Raw genomic sequence first — 17,142 nt, forward strand, 5'->3', positions numbered from 1 at the left:
GACTGCGCCGGAAGTGGGGCGAATTATAGACACCTGAGATCTGCCGTCAACCGTTAATTTCGCTTTTCTATCGATTCCGTAAAAACCGTGCCTATATATAGACGCGAGAGGCACGAATGCGCAGTATATTGCTCAACACCTAAAACAATGATCCTGTTCTTATCCTGGACGACGCCACGTAATGACTGACCAACCCCGCACTCTCGCCTCCATGCTGTTTCCGGTTGGCCTGCTATTAATAGCCATGGCATCGATCCAGTCCGGCGCCTCTCTGGCCAAAAGCATGTTCCCGGTAGTAGGTGCTCAGGGGACAACCACCCTGCGCCTGATCTTCGCCAGCGTGATCATGCTTCTACTGTTGCGCCCATGGCGCGCCAAGCTCACCGCCAGATCCTTGCGCACCGTGATTGTTTACGGGATGGCACTGGGAGGCATGAACTTCCTCTTCTATATGTCATTACGCACAGTTCCCTTGGGAATCGCCGTTGCCCTGGAGTTCACCGGCCCTCTGGCCGTAGCCATTTACTCGTCGCGTCGCGCCATCGACTTTCTCTGGATCGCTCTGGCCGCCGCTGGCCTGCTGCTGTTGATTCCAACCGGAGCCACAACTGCCGGAATCGATCTGCTGGGAGCGGGATACGCTCTGGGCGCTGGCGTCTGCTGGGCGCTCTATATTCTGTTCGGCCAGAAAGCCGGCGCTGACAACGGTGTTACCACTGCAGCGTTGGGCGTGATGATCGCGGCACTGTTTGTTGCCCCGATCGGCGTCGTGCATGCAGGCGCCGCGCTATTAACTCCTTCCCTGATTCCGGTGGCCATTGGCGTCGCCATCCTGTCCACCGCCCTGCCCTACACGCTGGAAATGGTCGCCCTCACCCGCCTGCCTGCAAGAACCTTCGGCACCCTGATGAGCATCGAACCCGCATTCGGTGCGTTGTCGGGCTTACTGTTCCTGCAGGAGTACCTCACGTTGTCACAATGGATGGCGATCATGTGCATTATTCTGGCCTCTGTTGGCGCAACCCTGACCATGGGCAGTGCCGCCAAGCCTGCCATTGCGGCAGATTGAAACAGGATTTGACGAAGGTCTGGCAATTGGCGCTTATTTAGGCCATGTTTAGTCGTCTAACTCAGTGCCAGACATGGATTTTTTCGCATACGGATATCAGAACGCTTCACGCGCGATCGAACACATGCAGACCCGAGCGACAGACTCGCGCTGCTATAAGGACGGTAATGAAACGATTTTTGATACTGATCGCCATATTGGCAATTGCGGGTTGTGCGGCGACCTCGGAAACTCAGGTAAAACGCGGAAAGAAGGGGTTGCACATCAACTGCTCGGGGCTTTCGTCCTCTTGGGACAAGTGTTACACCAGCGCAGCCAACTCTTGTGCTCCGAAGGGCTACAAGGTTATCGCCAAGTCCGGTGACTCCGTGGAAGAGCCCGGTGATTATCCGTTCGGCCTCAACCCGGCCGGCTACACCAGCCGCAGCATGATCGTCATCTGCAAATAAGTCAGCGCGGCTCAGCCAGCTGACGACCGATCTGTTCATGGCTGGACTTCAGCACGGTGCGCTGAATGTCCGGCGTGGACAGCATGCGCGCTACCACCAATGCCCCAACGCATTGCGACAGAATCGACCACGCCAGGCTGTCACTCCCTAATATCCGAGCCCAACTTTCCTGAAGCCGACAGATCCATAACTGCGCCTGCTCGCGCACTTCCTCGCCAGATCGGGCGATTTCTGCGCCCAAGGCAGGCAGTGCACAGCCGGCCTCCGGTTGCTCGACGTGGGCCATGCTCAAATAGTGTTTGAGACAGCGCTCCAGCCGTTCACGGTCCTGTGTGCCCTCCCCGCCCAATCGCTCAAGACTTTGGCACAACTCGCGCTCGACGATGGCAGTGAACAATTCATCCTTCGACGAAAAATGGCTGTAGAACGCCGCGCCGCTCAGGCCGATCGCTTTCATCAAACCGTCCACGCCCACCGTCGAAAACCCGGCTTTCTTGGCGGACAAAGCGCTGCTCTGCAGCAATTTTTCGCGTGTTTCAAGCTTGTGACTGGCGGAATAACGCATGGAATTGACCTTGATCTGAGCGCCTTGACGTTGTTCGAATCCTAGCATAACGTTCGTTCACTTAACGATCGTTTACCAAAGGGATTTACCCATGAATAACAAGAAGGTCGTATTGGTTGTCGGTGCAGGAGATGCCACGGGCGGAGCAATTGCCAAACGCTTTGCCAAGGAAGGATATGTCGCCTGCGTTACCCGGCGCACTGCCGAGAAACTGCAACCGTTAGTGGAGTCGATTGAAGACGAAGGTGGCGAAGCCTATGGATTCGCCTGCGATGCGCGAAAGGAAGAGGACGTCATTGCACTGATCGAAGACATCGAAACTCGTCTCGGTCCGATCGAAGCATTTGTTTTCAACATCGGCGCCAACGTGCCTTGCAGCATCCTCGAAGAAACCGCTCGCAAGTATTTCAAGATCTGGGAAATGGCCTGTTTCTCGGGTTTCCTCAATGCCCGTGAAGTGGCCAAACGCATGGTCACCCGCCAACGCGGCACTATTCTTTTCACTGGTGCTACCGCCGGGCTACGCGGGGCTTCAGGTTTCGCTGCATTCGCTGGGGCCAAACACGGTATTCGCGCGCTGGCGCAAAGCATGGCGCGTGAGCTCGGCCCGTTGAATATTCACGTCGCCCATGTGGTGGTCGACGGCGCTATCGATACCGACTTCATCCGCAACAGCTTCCCCGAGAAATACGCTACCAAAGATCAGGACGGTATTCTCAACCCCGAGCACATCGCCGAAAACTACTGGTATCTGCACAGCCAGCCACGGGATGCCTGGACGTTCGAGTTGGATCTGCGCCCATGGAACGAACGCTGGTAAACCTTCCCCCCCGAGAAAAACAATAACGAGAGTACGGCATGATGAAAAAAAGCGTGGAGTTCTATTTCGATCTGGGGAGCCCTGCCACTTACCTGGCCTACACCCAACTGCCAAAGATCTGCGCCGAAACCGGTAGTGATCTGATCTACATGCCGATGCTACTCGGCGGGGTGTTCAAGGCCACCGGCAACGCATCCCCGGCGATGATTCCGGCCAAAGGTCGCTACATGTTTCAGGATCTGGATCGCTATGCCAAACGCTATGGCGTGCCACTCACATTCAATCCGCACTTTCCGATCAATACGCTGATGTTGATGCGGGCCGTCACCGGCATCCAACTTCAGCAGCCGGAACGTTTTCGGGCGTTTATCGATTGTCTGTTCACCGCACTTTGGGTTGAAGGCAGGGCGCTGGACGAGCCAGAGACCGTCGCGTTGGTGTTGAGTGGGCATGGGTTCGATCCACACGAAGTTCTGGCGCTGACCCACGACGAGTCAGTCAAAGCTGTGCTCAAGGACAATACCGAGACGGCGGTTAAACGCGGCGTGTTTGGTGCCCCGAGTATGTTCGTCGGCAGCCAATTGTTCTTCGGTCAGGATCGACTCGACTTCGTCGATGAGGCGTTGCGCCAGATCTGATTCAAAGCCGCAACTCGGGCGCTGGCAACAGCGCCCGAGCGTCAACCTTTAAATAGCGGCTGTGCGCGTTTTCAACCAGTCCAGCGCAGCACCTTGCAGCAACGGGCTCAAACGCTCACGCACTTCGGCGTGATAAGCGTTGAACCACTGTTTTTCTTCCTCAGTCAGCAACGAAGGCACCAGGCAACGGGTGTCGATCGGGCACAGGGTCAAGGTTTCAAACTTGAGGAACTCGCCAAACTCGCTGCTGCCCGCCTCGCGGTTCATCGCCAGGTTTTCGATGCGCACGCCCCAACGGCCCGGACGATAAGTGCCCGGTTCGATCGACGTGATCATCCCCGGCAGCATCGCGGTCTGCGGCGCCGGCGCTGCCTGATAAGCGATCACCTGCGGCCCCTCGTGAACATTGAGGAAATAGCCGACGCCATGACCAGTGCCGTGACCATAATCCACGCTTTCCGCCCAGATCGGTGCGCGGGCAATGGCGTCGAGCAGCGGCGACAGAATGCCTTTCGGGAACTGTGCCCGCGACAGCGCGATCACGCCTTTAAGCACACGCGTGCAATCGCGCTTCTGCTCTTCAGTCGGCGTGCCGACCGGTACCATCCGCGTGATGTCCGTGGTACCGCCGAGGTACTGACCACCCGAGTCGATCAGCAGCAGACCATCGCCCTCGATTACCGCGTGCTCTTCTTCGGTAGCGTGATAGTGCGGCATTGCGCCATTGGCGTTGAACGCGGCAATCGTGTTGAAACTGAGCGAAACATAATCCGGACGACGTTCACGGGCAGCGGTGAGTTTTTCGTCGATGGTCAACTCGGTAATCCGCTCACGACCCCAGGCCGATTCCAGCCAGGCGAAGAATTCGCACAGCGCCGCGCCGTCCTGCTCCATCGCTTGGCGGATGTGCTGAGCATCGGCTTCACTTTTCTGCGACTTGGCCAGCGTTGTCGGGTTGAGACCTTCGACCAGTGTTACGCCGCTGTCGAGATTTTCCAGCAGACCGCTGGTGACCCGCGCCGGATCCACCAGCACACTCGAACCACTCGGCACGGCGCGCAAGGCTTCAGCGACTTCACTGTAGTCACGCAGGGTGACGCCATCAGACTCCAGCACCGCACGCAAATCCGCATCGACCTTGCTCAGCGCCACGAACAACGTGGCTTGCTGTTGATTGATCAAGGCAAAGGACACAAACACCGGGTTGAACGACACGTCACCGCCGCGCAGGTTGAACAACCAGGCGATGTCGTCGAGGGTAGCGATGAAGTGCCAGTCAGCGCCACGTGCCTGCAAGGTTTCCCGCAGTTTGGCGAGTTTCTCGCCTCGGCTGACGGTCGCCTGTGGCGGCAGATGTTGATAGATCGCTGCATTCGGCAGCGTCGGGCGATCGCTCCAGACTTCCTGCAACAAATCGATATCCGTACGCAGACGAGCGCCACGGACTTCAAGTTTGCTGCTCAGGGTGCGCGCCGAGGCCACAGCCATCACCGCACCATCGACCGCCACCACGCCACCTTCCGGCGTCTGCTCGGCAAGCCAGTCCAGCGGGCTCGGTTGACCCGGCTGCAACTTGACCAGTTCGATGCCACTGCCGTTGAGTTCCTTGGTCGCCTGTTCCCAGTAACGACTGTCTGCCCAGACACCGGCGAAATCATCGGTGACAATCAAAGTGCCAACCGAACCGTGGAAGCCCGACAACCACTGCCGGCCCTGCCAAAAACCCGGCAAGTATTCCGATAAATGCGGGTCGGCAGACGGCACCAACAGTGCGTGAATGCCTTCGCGGCGCATCAGTTCGCGGGTGTGCGCCAGGCGCTGGGGCACCGATCCTTCGGTCAAGGTCTGGGTACTCATCATGTCTCCTGCTAATCACTTATTCGTTATTGTTCGTAGCCGTTGATCCGGCTCGTTTAAAGCCCTGTCGCCCAGAATGCCGGAGCACTGGCGCAGGCGGTTTTGATCAGTTCGCCAGCCTTGTCGATGTCCTCGGCGGTGGTGAAACGGCCGAGACTCAGGCGAATGGTGCGCCCCGCCAAACGAGCGTCGTGGCCCAAGGCCAAAAGCACGTGAGACGGAGCGTTACTCGCGGAATTACAGGCTGAGGTCGCGGAAAACGCGATCGAATGGCTTAACGCTGCGCTGTTGAATTCGCCTTCGCTGAACGTCAGGCTCAAGGTGTGCGGAATGCGCTGACTGGCGCTGCCATTCAAGCGCACGCCCGGCAGGCTCAACAGTTGTTCGAGCAGACGCTCGCGCAACGCGACAATCGATCCCTTTTCCACATCAAATGCGGCAGCCGCCAAGGCGAATGCTGCGCCCATCCCGGCAATCTGGTGCGTCGCCAATGTCCCGGAACGCAAGCCACCTTCGTGCCCGCCGCCATGAATCTGCGCCTGCAACTTCTGCTGTGCCCGTGGGCCGACATATAACGCGCCGATGCCTTTGGGGCCGTAGAGTTTGTGTGCCGAGAATGACATCAGATCGACGGGCAACTGCGCCAGATCGATTGCCACTTTGCCGGCGCCCTGTGCCGCGTCGACGTGAAACAGCGCCTCGCGATTGCGCACGATGTCGCCAATCGCCTGAATATCGTTGACCGTGCCCAACTCATTGTTGACCAGCATCAACGACACCAGAAACGTGTCCTCGCGCATGGCTTCACTGACCGCTTGCGGCGTGATCAGGCCATCGGCGTCCGGCACCAGATAGGTCACGGCGATGCCGGCATCCTGCAATTGCCGGGCGGTATCAAGAATGGCTTTGTGTTCGATCTGACTGGTGATGATGTGGCCGCCGGGGACGCCACGCGCCTGGGCGACACCCTTGAGGGCCAGGTTGTTGGACTCGGTGGCACCGGAGGTCCAGACAATTTGTTCGGCCTGGGCACCCACCAGTCCAGCGACCTGTCGACGGGCCTGCTCTACCGTGTGCCGAGCCTGCTGGCCATAAGCATGGGAACTGGACGCCGGGTTGCCGAAATTACCGTGGAACCCCAGACACTCGATCATCACCTGGATGACCCGCTCATCCACCGGGGTGGTGGCGGCGTAATCGAAATACAGCGGACGTGTGTTCATAAAAGACTCGCAGAGCGTGTTCCGGGATCAGGAGGCTCGTGTCTGCAAACGGCACGGCGCAGCCTTGTGAGCTGCGCGTCGGTTCGAGAGCGTCATCAATACCTGATCGGAGGCCGTTAAAGAAGAACAACTTCATTTAAAAGTGCGTAGGAACGCTCCTGAAGTCGAGCTTAACAGGCATCAGGCCGGTGGTTGAAGCAATGCGTCAGCTAAAGCTTTCGAGAAGTAACGGGTACAGCGAAATTACCAGCAGCGCCGCCATGCCCCAGTTGAACACGCGCAACCAGCGCGGCTCCTTCAACACATTGCGCAACAACGTTCCGCAACCGGCCCAGACGCCAACGCTCGGCAAGTTGATGATGGCGAACACGGCAGCGATGATCACCACATTGGTGAAATAGCCCTGCATCGGCGTGTAGGTGCTGATGGCACCGATGGCCATGATCCAGGCTTTCGGATTGACCCACTGAAACGCCGCCGCGCCGAGGTAACTGATCGGTTTGGCCTCGCCATCGGCATTGTCACCGACAGGACCCGAGTGAGCGATTTTCCACGCCAGATACAAGAGATAGGCCGCGCCGACGTAGCGCAAAACCGTGTAGAGAAGCGGATAGGTCTGAAACACCGCACCCAGCCCGAAGCCCACCGCCACGACCAGTACAAAGAAACCGCAAGTGATGCCCAGCATGTGAGGAATGGTGCGGTTGAAGCCGAAATTCACCCCTGATGCCAGCAACATGGTGTTGTTCGGCCCCGGCGTAATCGAGGTGACAAGGGCAAACAGGGCAAAGCCCAGCAGCAGATCGAGCGAGAGGGTCATGGTGCGGCAATCCGTCAGGGTCATTCAGGTGTTGACCCTATCCCACGCCGCCCGGCAAACCCACGGACAGTTGGGGAAAACTTCAAGCAGTACAGTTTGGAATCAGCTTGGACGACCGTGCAGCTGTACGGCACGTTCAGCGCTCATTTCACCCTGTTTGTCGAAACCGAAAGTCTTCTGCGGCTGACCGAGCAATTGGGCTTTTTTCGCGTGGTATTCATCAAAGGACAAACCACTGCGGTTCAGTGCCTCCATCGCCAGCTCGCGGGATTCTTCGGCGGTGTACGGGCGCAGTTCCGGTGAAACATGGCTGGCGCATCCGGCCAGGACAGAAACAGCGAGCATCAGCGAAACAGTCAGTAAACGATTCATGGGAGCGTCCTGGCGAGCAGTGGTAGTCGATGAACAAAGGCTACGCCCGCGTTCGCTCGCGCAGAAATCAACGCTCTCAATAGTGGCTATCAGGAAATCGGCCGCAAATGTTTATATCTCCGAACGATCTATAAATATCGATTAACGTTCTTTTACGGAATAACAATCAGCCTTTATACATTTATTCAAGTGCTTGGCACTGTTGCTCGGATTGCAAACTCCGTAATTCAGCCGATTGGGGGGCCGAATCAGACGCTGCCGGTGCCGACGTTTTATTCCAGATCCCTCCTTATAAGGACGAGCCCATGCAACTGCTGACCCTGCCGCCCTCACCCGCGTTGGCGACGTCGATACGCGCCACCGCGCAAGTGTTCGAGGACCCGAAATCCCAGGCACTGCTCGCGCACTTGCAACAGGTCGCACCCAGCGAAGCCAGTGTGCTGATCATCGGTGAAACCGGCACTGGCAAGGAGCTGGTAGCGCGGCATATTCACAACTTGAGCCATCGTCGGCATCGGCCATTTATCGCGGTGAATTGCGGCGCTTTCTCCGAGTCGCTGGTGGAAGCGGAATTATTCGGTCATGAAAAAGGCGCGTTCACCGGCGCCCTGAGTGCCAAGGCCGGATGGTTCGAGGAAGCCGATGGCGGCACGCTGTTTCTCGATGAGATCGGCGATCTGCCGATCGCGATTCAGGTGAAGCTGCTGAGGGTTTTGCAGGAACGCGAAGTGGTGCGCCTCGGTTCGCGCAAAAGCATCCCTATCGATGTGCGTGTGCTGGCGGCGACCAACGTGCAACTGGAGAAGGCGATCAATGCCGGCAATTTCCGCGAAGATCTGTACTACCGCCTCAACGTGGTCAATCTGGAACTGAGCCCACTGCGTGATCGCCCCGGCGATATCCTGCCGTTGACCCGGCACTTCATTGAGGTATACAGCCAGCGCTTGGGTCATGGCCGCGTCAGCATCAGCCCTGGCGCCGAGCACAAACTGCGCAGTTACAGTTGGCCAGGCAATATTCGCGAACTGGAAAACGTCATTCATCACACCCTGTTGATCTGCCGCCATGGCGTGATCGAGCGCGATGATCTGCGCCTGTCGAATTTGCGCATCGAGCGCGCCGACGATCATCAGGCCAGCACTGACGACTCACCGGAAGCGCTGCTGGAGCAAGCCTTCCAGAAACTCTTCGCGCAACAGGCCGGCGCTCTGCATGAAAAAGTCGAGGACGCCTTGTTGCGCGCGGCTTACCGCTTCTGTCATTACAACCAGGTGCACACCGCTGCGTTGCTCGGACTGAGCCGCAACGTCACCCGCACGCGGCTGATCAAGATCGGCGAACTGGCGGTGAACAAGCGGCGACTGAACGAGAACCTGCACGGTGAGCGGCTTATCCACCTCTCGATCTAACCGGATTACACTGCGAGGCATCGTCGTAACGGCGCGGCACCGCTTGACCGTTAACCCGAGTGACTGCTCGTCGGCTGAAGATCCTGCCTGCGTGGACAGTTCTATAGTGATGCTTCCGGTTATACGGAGAAGCCCTATCTCGTAGAACAAAAATCAGGGAGAACGTCATGAGCGTCAAACCCATTCCCGAGGGGTATCACAGCATTACCCCGTACCTCGGCATTCACCAGGCCGCCGAGGCTATCGACTTTTACAAGAAAGCCTTCGGCGCGACCGAAGTCATGCGTCTGGCCATGCCCGACGGCGGTATCGGCCATGCCGAACTGCGCATCGGCGACAGCGCAATCATGCTCGGCTCGCCGTGCGATCAAGGGCCTTTGAGCAACCCCGATCAAGCGGTGTCGGTCGGTTTGCATCTGTATGTGACCGATGTCGACAAGTCGTTTCAACGAGCGCTGGATGCCGGGGCGACCACCGTGTCTGAGGTCAAGGATCAGTTTTACGGGGATCGCAGCGGCACGTTGAAGGATCCCTATGGGCATCTGTGGTTTCTGGCCTCGCGCAAGGAGGATTTGACTGAGGAGCAGATCAAGCAGCGGGCGATGGAGATGTTTCAGCAGGGTTGAATTTTGCAATGTCTGGGATGGCCTCTTCGCGAGCAAGCTCGCTCCCACAGGGATCTTGGGTGTGGTTACGATTTATGTCACACCACAAAAACCTGTGGGAGCGGGCTTGTCCGCAAAGAGGCCTTGCCTGACACGGCAAATCACACTTCATGAACCCGCCCATCACGCTTTGCGCCTTGCCCCGAACGCCAGACAATTTCAAGGATGCATCCAACAAGAACCCTGAAAAAGGATCAGTCTGATGTTTTCCGGATTCCTCAAAGACCAGCGTCACGTCAACGGCGTCGACATCGCCTACCGCCTCGGCGGCAGCGGCCCGGGCCTGCTGTTGCTGCATGGCCACCCGCAAACCCACGTGATCTGGCACAAGATTGCCGAACAACTGGCCGAGCACTTCACGGTGGTCGCCGCCGATTTGCGCGGCTACGGTGACAGCAGTCGCCCGGACGCCGATGAGCAACACATTAATTATTCCAAACGCGAAATGGCCCGCGATGGCGTCGAACTGATGCAGTCGCTGGGCTTCGCGCAGTTCTCGATCCTCGCCCACGACCGTGGCGCGCGGGTGGCGCATCGGCTGGCGCTCGACCACCCCGCCGCCGTGCAGCGGATGATATTGCTCGACATCGCCCCGACGTTGTCGATGTACACGCAAACCAACGAAGCGTTCGCCCGCGCCTACTGGCACTGGTTCTTCCTGATCCGCCCGGCGCCGTTGCCGGAAACCCTGATCGAGGCGGATCCCGAATCCTATCTGCGCAGCGTGATGGGCAGTCGCAGTGCCGGACTCAAGCCGTTCACCGGTGCAGCCTTCGCTGAATACCTGCGCTGCCTGCAACAACCGGGTAGCGCCCGCGGCATCTGCGAAGACTACCGCGCCAGCGCCGGCATCGATCTGCAACACGACCGCGCCGACATCACCGCTAACCGCCATCTGAATCTGCCACTGCGGGTGTTGTGGGGCGCGGAAGGCACGGTTGGGCGCTGTTTCGATCCGCTCAAGGAATGGCAGCAAGTGGCTACGGACGTCAGCGGCCAGGCCCTACCCGCCGGCCACTACCTCGCCGAAGAAGTCCCCGAACTGTTGCTCGCCGAAGCACTGGCGTTTCTGCGCTGAACTGAGACGGCAGATGCCGATGCTATGCTGGCGGCTTCTGCCGCCAGTGCGCGTTTTGACATGTCCCAGAAGAAAGACACCGTGCCTCTGCCCGAAGACCTGCGTGTGCTGCTCACCGTGATCCGCAAGAACGGCTTTGCGGCTGCGGCGGATGAATTGGGCCTGTCCCCGGCTTACGTCAGCAAACGCATCCAGATTCTCGAAACCACCCTCGGCACTCGCCTGCTGCACCGCACCAGTCGCCGGGTCTCGCTGACCGAGGACGGTGAACGCGTGCAGCGCTGGGCGTTGCGCATTCTCGATGATTTCCAGCAACTGCACGACGAACTCTCCGACGCCCACGACAGCCCGCGTGGGCGTTTGCACATCTGCAGCAGTTTCGGTTTCGGGCGCAATCATGTCGCGCCGGCGGTGTCGTTGCTGGCCGAGCGTTATCCCGAGCTGGAGATTCGCCTGGACCTGTTTGACCGGGTGGTGGACATCATCAACGAAGGCTTCGATCTGGAGATACGCGTCGGCGATGACATTCCCGGTCAGCATATCGGCCGACGCCTGGTGAGCAATCGGCGAGTGCTGTGTGCTGCGCCGGGTTATCTGCAACGGCGAGGCACGCCGATGACACTGGATGACTTGCAGCAGCATGATTGTCTGGTGATCAAGGAACGCGACAACGCCTTCGGCATCTGGAGCCTGGATCGCGATGGCGCTCAGGAAAGCGTGCGGGTCAGCGGGCCGTTGTCGTCGAACAACGGCGAGATCGTTCTGCAATGGGCGCTGGATGGCCGCGGAGTGTTGCTGCGCTCATTGTGGGATGTGAAGCCGCTGCTCGAGCAAGGACGACTGGTGCAAGTGCTGGAGGATTACAGCCAGAGCGCGAATGTCTGGGCGGTGTACCCGACACGGCTGGCGCATTCGGGGAAGTTGCGCGCGTGTGTGGAGTTTTTGCAGGAGCATTTCAAAAGCTTGTCGCTGTAACTCCAAACACCGCAAACACCCTGTAGGAGCTAGCCCTGCTAGCGATTGCATTCTGTCAGTTGAAAATTATTCTGCTGACACTCCGCAATCGCTAGCAGGGCTAGCTCCCACAGGGATTACGGATCAATCAGGAGAGCCAGGGGTTGTTGGCCAGGTGCTGGCGTTCGAAATCCTTGATCTGTTCGCGGCGTTGCAAGGTGCTGCCGATGGCATCCAGTCCCAGCATCAATGCGGTTTTACGCAGACCATCAATCTGAAAATCGATCACGCTGCCATCCGCGAGAGCAATCTGCTGCGCCTCAAGATCGATATTGATTCGCGCTGTTTCCGGCTCAGCGACCAACCGCCCGATCCGCTGCACCTGCGCGTCTTCCAGGGTGATCAACAACACCCCGTTGCGCTGGCAGTTATCGAAAAAAATCCCGGCGAAGCTACTGCCGATCAACGCGCGAATGCCCATCTGCTGCAACCCCCACACCGCGTGCTCGCGGCTGGAACCGCAGCCGAAATTTGGCCCGACCACGAGAAAACTCGCGCCCTGCCACGCAGGCTGATTCAGCACGAACTGAGGATTCTGTGCGCCGTCCGGCAAAAAACGCAGATCAAAAAACAAACCGCGATCCAGGCCTTTCCTGTCGATGCCCTTGAGAAATTGCTTGGGCATGATCACGTCGGTATCGACGTTGGCGGCCAACAATGGCGCGGCCTGACCGCTGATTTGGGTGAAGGGTTGCAGGCTCATGGGCGTACTCCAAAATCCCGGATATCGGTGAGGCGGCCGCTGATCGCAGCAGCGGCGACCATCGCCGGGCTCATCAGATGGGTGCGTGCGCCAGCGCCCTGACGGCCTTCGAAATTGCGGTTGGTGCTGGAGGCGCAGCGATCACCGGGGGCCAGCACGTCGTCGTTCATCGCCAGGCACATTGAACAGCCGGACTGACGCCATTCAAACCCGGCATCGATAAAGATCTGCGCCAGCCCTTCAGCCTCGGCCTGAGCGCGGACTTCGCTGGAGCCGGGCACGATCATCGCGCGCACATGCTCGGCAACTTGCTGCCCACGCACGACACGGGCGGCATCGCGCAAGTCCTCGATCCGCGCGTTGGTGCAGGAACCGATAAAGGCATGGCTGATGACGATCTCGCTGAGCGGCATGCCGGCTTCCAGGCCCATGTAGCTGAGGGCACGACGCATGTCCTGACGCAGGATCGGGTCGCTGATCGCCTGCGGATCGGGAACTGTGGCGCCAATCGAGGACGCCTGATCAGGGCTGGTGCCCCAAGTGACCATCGGCTCCAGCCGGCTGGCATCCAGATGCACTTCGCGGTCGAACACGGCGCCTGGATCACTGCGCAATTCGCGCCATTTTTCCAGCCCACGCTCCCAGCGTTCACCTTCGGGGGCGCGGGGTTTGCCCTTGAGATAGGCGAACACCTTGTCGTCCGGCGCCATGAACGCGCCACGCGCACCGGCCTCGACCGCCATGTTGCAGATGGTCATGCGCGCCTCGACGCTCAGGGCATCTATCGTCGAGCCACAGAATTCAATGGCATAACCGGTGGCCCCGGAAGCGCCAATCTGGCCGATCAGCGCCATGATCACGTCTTTGGAGGTCAGGCCCGGTGCCAAGTCGCCGTCCACGGTCACGCGCAGGCTTTTCAGACGTTTGTAGACCAGGGTCTGTGAGGCCAGCAGGTGCTCGATTTCCGAGGTGCCGATGCCGAAACCAAAAGCGCCGAGCGCGCCATACGTCGTGGTGTGGCTGTCGCCGGCAGCGATGACCATTCCCGGCAGAATAAAACCCTGCTCCGGCGCGATCACATGTTCGATGCCCTGGCGTTTGTCGAGGATATCCAGCAACTCGATGCCGAAGTCCCGGCAGTTCTCCGCCAGATACGACACCTGCCGCGCGCCCCCGGCATCGGGCATCGCGGCAACCCGCAGCGGAGCGGTTGGATTGACGTGGTCAACCACCGCCAACGCCGTCTCCGGTCGCCAGACATTACGCCCGGCCTCACGCAAACCGCTGAAGGCCTGGGGACTGGTGTATTCGTTGATCACCTGACGATCAATATAAAGCAGGACATGGCCCTGATCGTCGAGGCGGCACACCGTGTGCGAATCGATGTGTTTGTCGTAGAGGGTTCTGGCGATCATCAAGGTGCTCACTCAGGTATTCATTGTGATTTCCATGATAGGGAGCGCGGGCGGAGCATCAATTGGCAGAAAGTGATGGCGTCATGCATGAATCGTGTTTGATCTGCCGATGAGCGAAAACCTTGTGGGAGCGAGCCTGCTCGCGAAGGCGCCAGATCAGGCGACATCTTTGTTGGATGACACATCGCTTTCGCGAGCAGGCTCGCTCCCACTGGGGAAATGTGTGGTGAACGGGGAATTGCGAAACATTTGCTTTCATATCCTCTTTCGGGATTTTCAGCGCTCATTCGTCTTATAGAGATGCAGGCCGTTCGCGTAGGCAAAAGCCACGAACGGCTTTTCGGGGATTCCGTGCTGCGAAGCCCGTAGCCACGCGCCCTTTCACCGAATACAAGACGCGCAATCATGTCGAAGAAATCCCGCTCCAAACTGTGGTTCCTCGTTCATAGCTGGCTGGCGTTACCGATCTGGTTTTTCGTGCTGATCGTCTGTGTCACCGGCACGTTGGCGGTGGTCAGCCAGGAAATCGTCTGGCTGGCCAATCCGCAGATGCGTGCCAGCCAGCCAGCCGATGACGCGCCACTGCTGAGCTATGACCAGATCATGGCGGCAATCAAAAAAGCCGAGCCGCAGACCCTCGTTGAAAGCATCAGTCGTCCCGACGAATCACACTTCGCGCTCGACGTTGCGGTCAGCTATCCGGACGGCCGTTCGCAGACGGTTTACGTCAATCCTTACACGGGAGTGATCCAGGGCCCTGCGCCGACCTTCGATTTCAAAGCTTTCACCCGCGCCCTGCACGGCTGGTGGCTGGTGCCGTTCACCAACGGTTTCAGTTGGGGCTGGTATCTGGTGTCGTTCCTCGGCGTGCCGATGCTGGTCTCGCTGATCACCGGACTGGTGGTCTACAAGCGCTTCTGGAAAGGTTTTTTGCGTCCGACCCTGCGCGTGCGTCACGGCGCACGGATTTTCTGGGGTGACTTCCATCGGCTGTGCGGTATCTGGTCGATCTGGTTCATTGCGGTGATTTCCATCACCGGCATCTGGTTTCTGATTCGGGCGATTCTATTCGATAACCAGATCACCATCTCCAGCGAGCCGATCATTCCGGCGATGTCCCGCGAAAGCGTGCCGATCTCCGCCGCCGGCACACCGCCGCCCCGGATCAGCCTGGACCGTGCCGTCGAGCTCGCGCAAGAGAAGATTCCGGGGCTGGAGGCCAGTTTCGTCAGCCTGCCGGGCAATGCCTACAGCCACATGAGCGTCGGCGGTCGCGGCTGGTATCCGCTGATGTTCCAGACCGCCACGCTCAATCCGTACAACGGCGATATCGCCGCTTCGCGCCTGCTGTCCGATCGCTCGTCGCTGGAGTTCGTCACCGAGTCCATGCGGCCGCTGCACACCGGCGACTTCGGCGGCATCTGGATCAAGCTGATCTGGTTTTTCTTCGGTTTGATCCTGAGCCTGATGATCCTCAGTGGCTTATTGATCTGGACCAAACGCACCGCCTTGGCCACGGCCAACGCGTTAAAGCGTGAAGACAAGAAAAACCGCATCAAGGCAGAACCGGCCATGAGCCGTGAAACCTCGGAGGCCAGCCTGTGAGCAAGTCCATCACCAAGGCACAGCCTTCTCGCTTGGCGCGTTTCTGGCACACATGGCGCTTCCACATAAATGTCCTGCTGCTGTTGATTCCGCTGGGGTTCATGCCCAAGTACTTCGCCGACGCCTCGCTGTTTCGCGGTGACAGCGGCTTGGGCCAACATGAAATCGGCAATATACAGGTCGGCCCGTGGAGCCTGCGTCTGGCCGAGTTGCGCAACGAAGCGCCGGTGCTCACCGGCCCGGCCGGTTACATGAAAGATTTCAGCGCGGCCCTGTGCGATGCCTGTGTCGAGCAGGTCAAGGCCACTTACCTGCGCATCGGCAAGCCACGCAGCCTGCGCGCCGCCGGTACCATTTTCTTCGGCACGCCTTACCGCATGGGCACGCAGATGCCGATCCCGGAGAAGACCAGACCCGACGCTGAACTGTGGATCACCATGGAAGGCTGGGACGGCAGCATGCATCAGGCTTCGATTCCGCTGAGTCAGGCCTCCCCCGCCACTTTCGCCTGGCTGAACAAACAAGGAGTCAAACCATGACTTGCTCTGAACGCCCTTTTCGCCTGCGCCTGAAGGCCTCGCTGCTGGTGCTGTGCGCCGGCTTCAGCGCCAGTGCGCTGGCCCACAATCCAATGTGCGAATGCAAAGCCATCGATGCCGAACAGATCAAATGCACCGGCGGCTTCTCCGACGGCAGCGGCGCGCCGGGGGTGACCCTCGATGTGATCGGCTACGACGAAACCATTCTGGTACCGGGCAAGCTCGGCAGCGATTCAACCCTGACATTCAAGAAGCCCGGCGCCGAGTTTTATGTGCTGTTCGACGCAGGCCCGGGCCATGTGGTCGAAATCGACCAAGCGGATATCGAAGCCCCATGAGTACGCCAACCACCCAAGTTGTGCGCCCGGCCGGTGCCGGCCATGAAACCCTCAATGTGCTGCTGTTGTGTCTGTTGATTCTGGCGATTGCCGGTTCGGTCGTCGCCTGGCGCGGGGTTTCCCATGAGCCGGAGCCGGTTGCCACCAACCAACTCGACGCGCGGCGAGACCTCAGCGCTGCCGAGCAAGGCATCTATGCCGACCTGCGGGTGACCCTCGACGAAATCCGCTTGCTGCGCGATGAACAGCAAGCCGTGCCGACCCCGCAGAATCTGGCGGACGAAGGCTTTGCCCCGTTTGCCCAGGATGCGAGTTCGGTCAGCCGTGGCGGTCATGTCTGGCAGTTGTTGGCGGACACCGCGTATTTCGGTCAAAGCCAGGTCCCTGCCGTCGCCGGTTCGTTCGTGATGCTGCTCAGCGCCGATGCGCCGGATATCTGGCTCAACCGGGATGCAACTGTTCAAGCCCCTGCACAACTCACCGCCGCCGCTCTGTCCGCTGCCGGCTGGAAACAGATCGTCGCGCAATACGATGCCGGTGTTACCCGCGAACATCGCCATTGA

At 59.2% G+C, this 17,142-nt stretch carries 19 protein-coding genes; 12 read left to right on the plus strand and 7 right to left on the minus strand.

Annotated features, from left to right (window positions below; translation table 11 throughout):
* Window positions 1-181 precede the first annotated feature (181 nt).
* Window positions 182-1,069 carry a threonine/homoserine exporter RhtA gene (gene rhtA / locus AC3Y64_RS19345; RefSeq protein WP_489984915.1) on the plus strand — a complete coding sequence of 296 codons (888 nt, stop codon included), beginning with the start codon at window positions 182-184 and terminating at the stop codon, window positions 1,067-1,069.
* 167 nt (window positions 1,070-1,236) lie between these two features.
* A complete protein-coding gene (locus tag AC3Y64_RS19350; protein WP_489984916.1) occupies window positions 1,237-1,518 on the plus strand; it encodes a hypothetical protein in 282 nt (93 codons plus the stop codon).
* A gap of 1 nt (window position 1,519) precedes the next feature.
* Here AC3Y64_RS19350 and AC3Y64_RS19355 read toward each other — a convergent pair whose 3' ends face one another.
* Window positions 1,520-2,083: a TetR/AcrR family transcriptional regulator gene (locus AC3Y64_RS19355; protein ID WP_489984917.1), complete on the minus strand. Its 564-nt coding sequence runs from the start codon at window positions 2,081-2,083 to the stop codon at window positions 1,520-1,522.
* Between the two features lie 91 nt (window positions 2,084-2,174).
* On the opposite strand from AC3Y64_RS19355, the gene AC3Y64_RS19360 reads away from it, so the two are divergent.
* The gene (locus AC3Y64_RS19360; RefSeq protein ID WP_489984918.1) at window positions 2,175-2,903 is read left to right on the plus strand and encodes an SDR family oxidoreductase; all 729 of its coding nucleotides are present in this window, start codon (window positions 2,175-2,177) and stop codon (window positions 2,901-2,903) included.
* Between the two features lie 41 nt (window positions 2,904-2,944).
* Window positions 2,945-3,541 (plus strand): 2-hydroxychromene-2-carboxylate isomerase, encoded by a 597-nt coding sequence (locus AC3Y64_RS19365; RefSeq protein WP_489987999.1) that lies wholly within the window; start codon window positions 2,945-2,947, stop codon window positions 3,539-3,541.
* 48 nt (window positions 3,542-3,589) lie between these two features.
* Here AC3Y64_RS19365 and AC3Y64_RS19370 read toward each other — a convergent pair whose 3' ends face one another.
* From AC3Y64_RS19370 to AC3Y64_RS19385, 4 genes are all read right to left on the minus strand, one after another.
* Window positions 3,590-5,398 carry an aminopeptidase P family protein gene (locus tag AC3Y64_RS19370; protein ID WP_489984919.1) on the minus strand — a complete coding sequence of 603 codons (1,809 nt, stop codon included), beginning with the start codon at window positions 5,396-5,398 and terminating at the stop codon, window positions 3,590-3,592.
* Window positions 5,399-5,454: 56 nt separating this feature from the next.
* Window positions 5,455-6,621 carry an aminotransferase class V-fold PLP-dependent enzyme gene (locus tag AC3Y64_RS19375; protein ID WP_489984920.1) on the minus strand — a complete coding sequence of 389 codons (1,167 nt, stop codon included), beginning with the start codon at window positions 6,619-6,621 and terminating at the stop codon, window positions 5,455-5,457.
* A gap of 205 nt (window positions 6,622-6,826) precedes the next feature.
* Window positions 6,827-7,441, minus strand: coding sequence for a LysE family translocator (locus tag AC3Y64_RS19380; RefSeq protein WP_489988000.1), 615 nt, complete (start codon window positions 7,439-7,441; stop codon window positions 6,827-6,829).
* Window positions 7,442-7,543: 102 nt separating this feature from the next.
* On the minus strand, window positions 7,544-7,813 hold the full coding sequence (locus tag AC3Y64_RS19385; protein WP_489984921.1) for a hypothetical protein: 270 nt from the start codon (window positions 7,811-7,813) through the stop codon (window positions 7,544-7,546).
* A 305-nt stretch (window positions 7,814-8,118) separates the two neighbouring features.
* Between AC3Y64_RS19385 and AC3Y64_RS19390 the strand changes: the two genes are divergently transcribed.
* The 4 genes from AC3Y64_RS19390 (at window position 8,119) to AC3Y64_RS19405 (ending at window position 11,940) form a co-directional block, all read left to right on the plus strand.
* On the plus strand, window positions 8,119-9,222 hold the full coding sequence (locus AC3Y64_RS19390) for a sigma-54 interaction domain-containing protein (RefSeq protein WP_489984922.1): 1,104 nt from the start codon (window positions 8,119-8,121) through the stop codon (window positions 9,220-9,222).
* Window positions 9,223-9,389: 167 nt separating this feature from the next.
* The gene (locus AC3Y64_RS19395) at window positions 9,390-9,848 is read left to right on the plus strand and encodes a VOC family protein (protein WP_489984923.1); all 459 of its coding nucleotides are present in this window, start codon (window positions 9,390-9,392) and stop codon (window positions 9,846-9,848) included.
* A gap of 241 nt (window positions 9,849-10,089) precedes the next feature.
* Complete coding sequence (locus AC3Y64_RS19400) at window positions 10,090-10,965, plus strand: alpha/beta fold hydrolase (RefSeq protein WP_489984924.1); 876 nt, start codon at window positions 10,090-10,092, stop codon at window positions 10,963-10,965.
* Window positions 10,966-10,989: 24 nt separating this feature from the next.
* Window positions 10,990-11,940, plus strand: a complete 951-nt coding sequence (locus AC3Y64_RS19405; RefSeq protein WP_489984925.1) for a LysR substrate-binding domain-containing protein — start codon at window positions 10,990-10,992, stop codon at window positions 11,938-11,940.
* A gap of 127 nt (window positions 11,941-12,067) precedes the next feature.
* Here AC3Y64_RS19405 and leuD read toward each other — a convergent pair whose 3' ends face one another.
* Both leuD and leuC read right to left on the minus strand, forming a co-directional pair.
* Window positions 12,068-12,682 carry a 3-isopropylmalate dehydratase small subunit gene (leuD, locus tag AC3Y64_RS19410; RefSeq protein ID WP_489984926.1) on the minus strand — a complete coding sequence of 205 codons (615 nt, stop codon included), beginning with the start codon at window positions 12,680-12,682 and terminating at the stop codon, window positions 12,068-12,070.
* Window positions 12,679-14,097, minus strand: coding sequence for a 3-isopropylmalate dehydratase large subunit (leuC, locus tag AC3Y64_RS19415; RefSeq protein ID WP_489984927.1), 1,419 nt, complete (start codon window positions 14,095-14,097; stop codon window positions 12,679-12,681). Before leuC ends, leuD begins: the two co-directional genes overlap by 4 nt.
* A 405-nt stretch (window positions 14,098-14,502) precedes the next feature.
* Here leuC and AC3Y64_RS19420 point away from each other — a divergent pair, with 405 nt between their 5' ends.
* Genes AC3Y64_RS19420 through AC3Y64_RS19435 form a run of 4 tightly spaced genes read left to right on the plus strand, consistent with a single transcriptional unit; the run spans window position 14,503 to window position 17,142 of the window.
* Window positions 14,503-15,702, plus strand: coding sequence for a PepSY-associated TM helix domain-containing protein (locus AC3Y64_RS19420; RefSeq protein ID WP_489984928.1), 1,200 nt, complete (start codon window positions 14,503-14,505; stop codon window positions 15,700-15,702).
* On the plus strand, window positions 15,699-16,241 hold the full coding sequence (locus AC3Y64_RS19425; protein ID WP_194933962.1) for a thiamine pyrophosphate-binding protein: 543 nt from the start codon (window positions 15,699-15,701) through the stop codon (window positions 16,239-16,241). Before AC3Y64_RS19420 ends, AC3Y64_RS19425 begins: the two co-directional genes overlap by 4 nt.
* Window positions 16,238-16,579, plus strand: a complete 342-nt coding sequence (locus AC3Y64_RS19430; RefSeq protein ID WP_489984929.1) for a hypothetical protein — start codon at window positions 16,238-16,240, stop codon at window positions 16,577-16,579. Before AC3Y64_RS19425 ends, AC3Y64_RS19430 begins: the two co-directional genes overlap by 4 nt.
* Window positions 16,576-17,142 carry a DUF6162 family protein gene (locus tag AC3Y64_RS19435; protein WP_489984930.1) on the plus strand — a complete coding sequence of 189 codons (567 nt, stop codon included), beginning with the start codon at window positions 16,576-16,578 and terminating at the stop codon, window positions 17,140-17,142. The genes AC3Y64_RS19430 and AC3Y64_RS19435 overlap by 4 nt, the downstream gene beginning before the upstream one ends.

This window comes from Pseudomonas sp. 4CAES_32.4 (genome assembly GCF_058136335.1).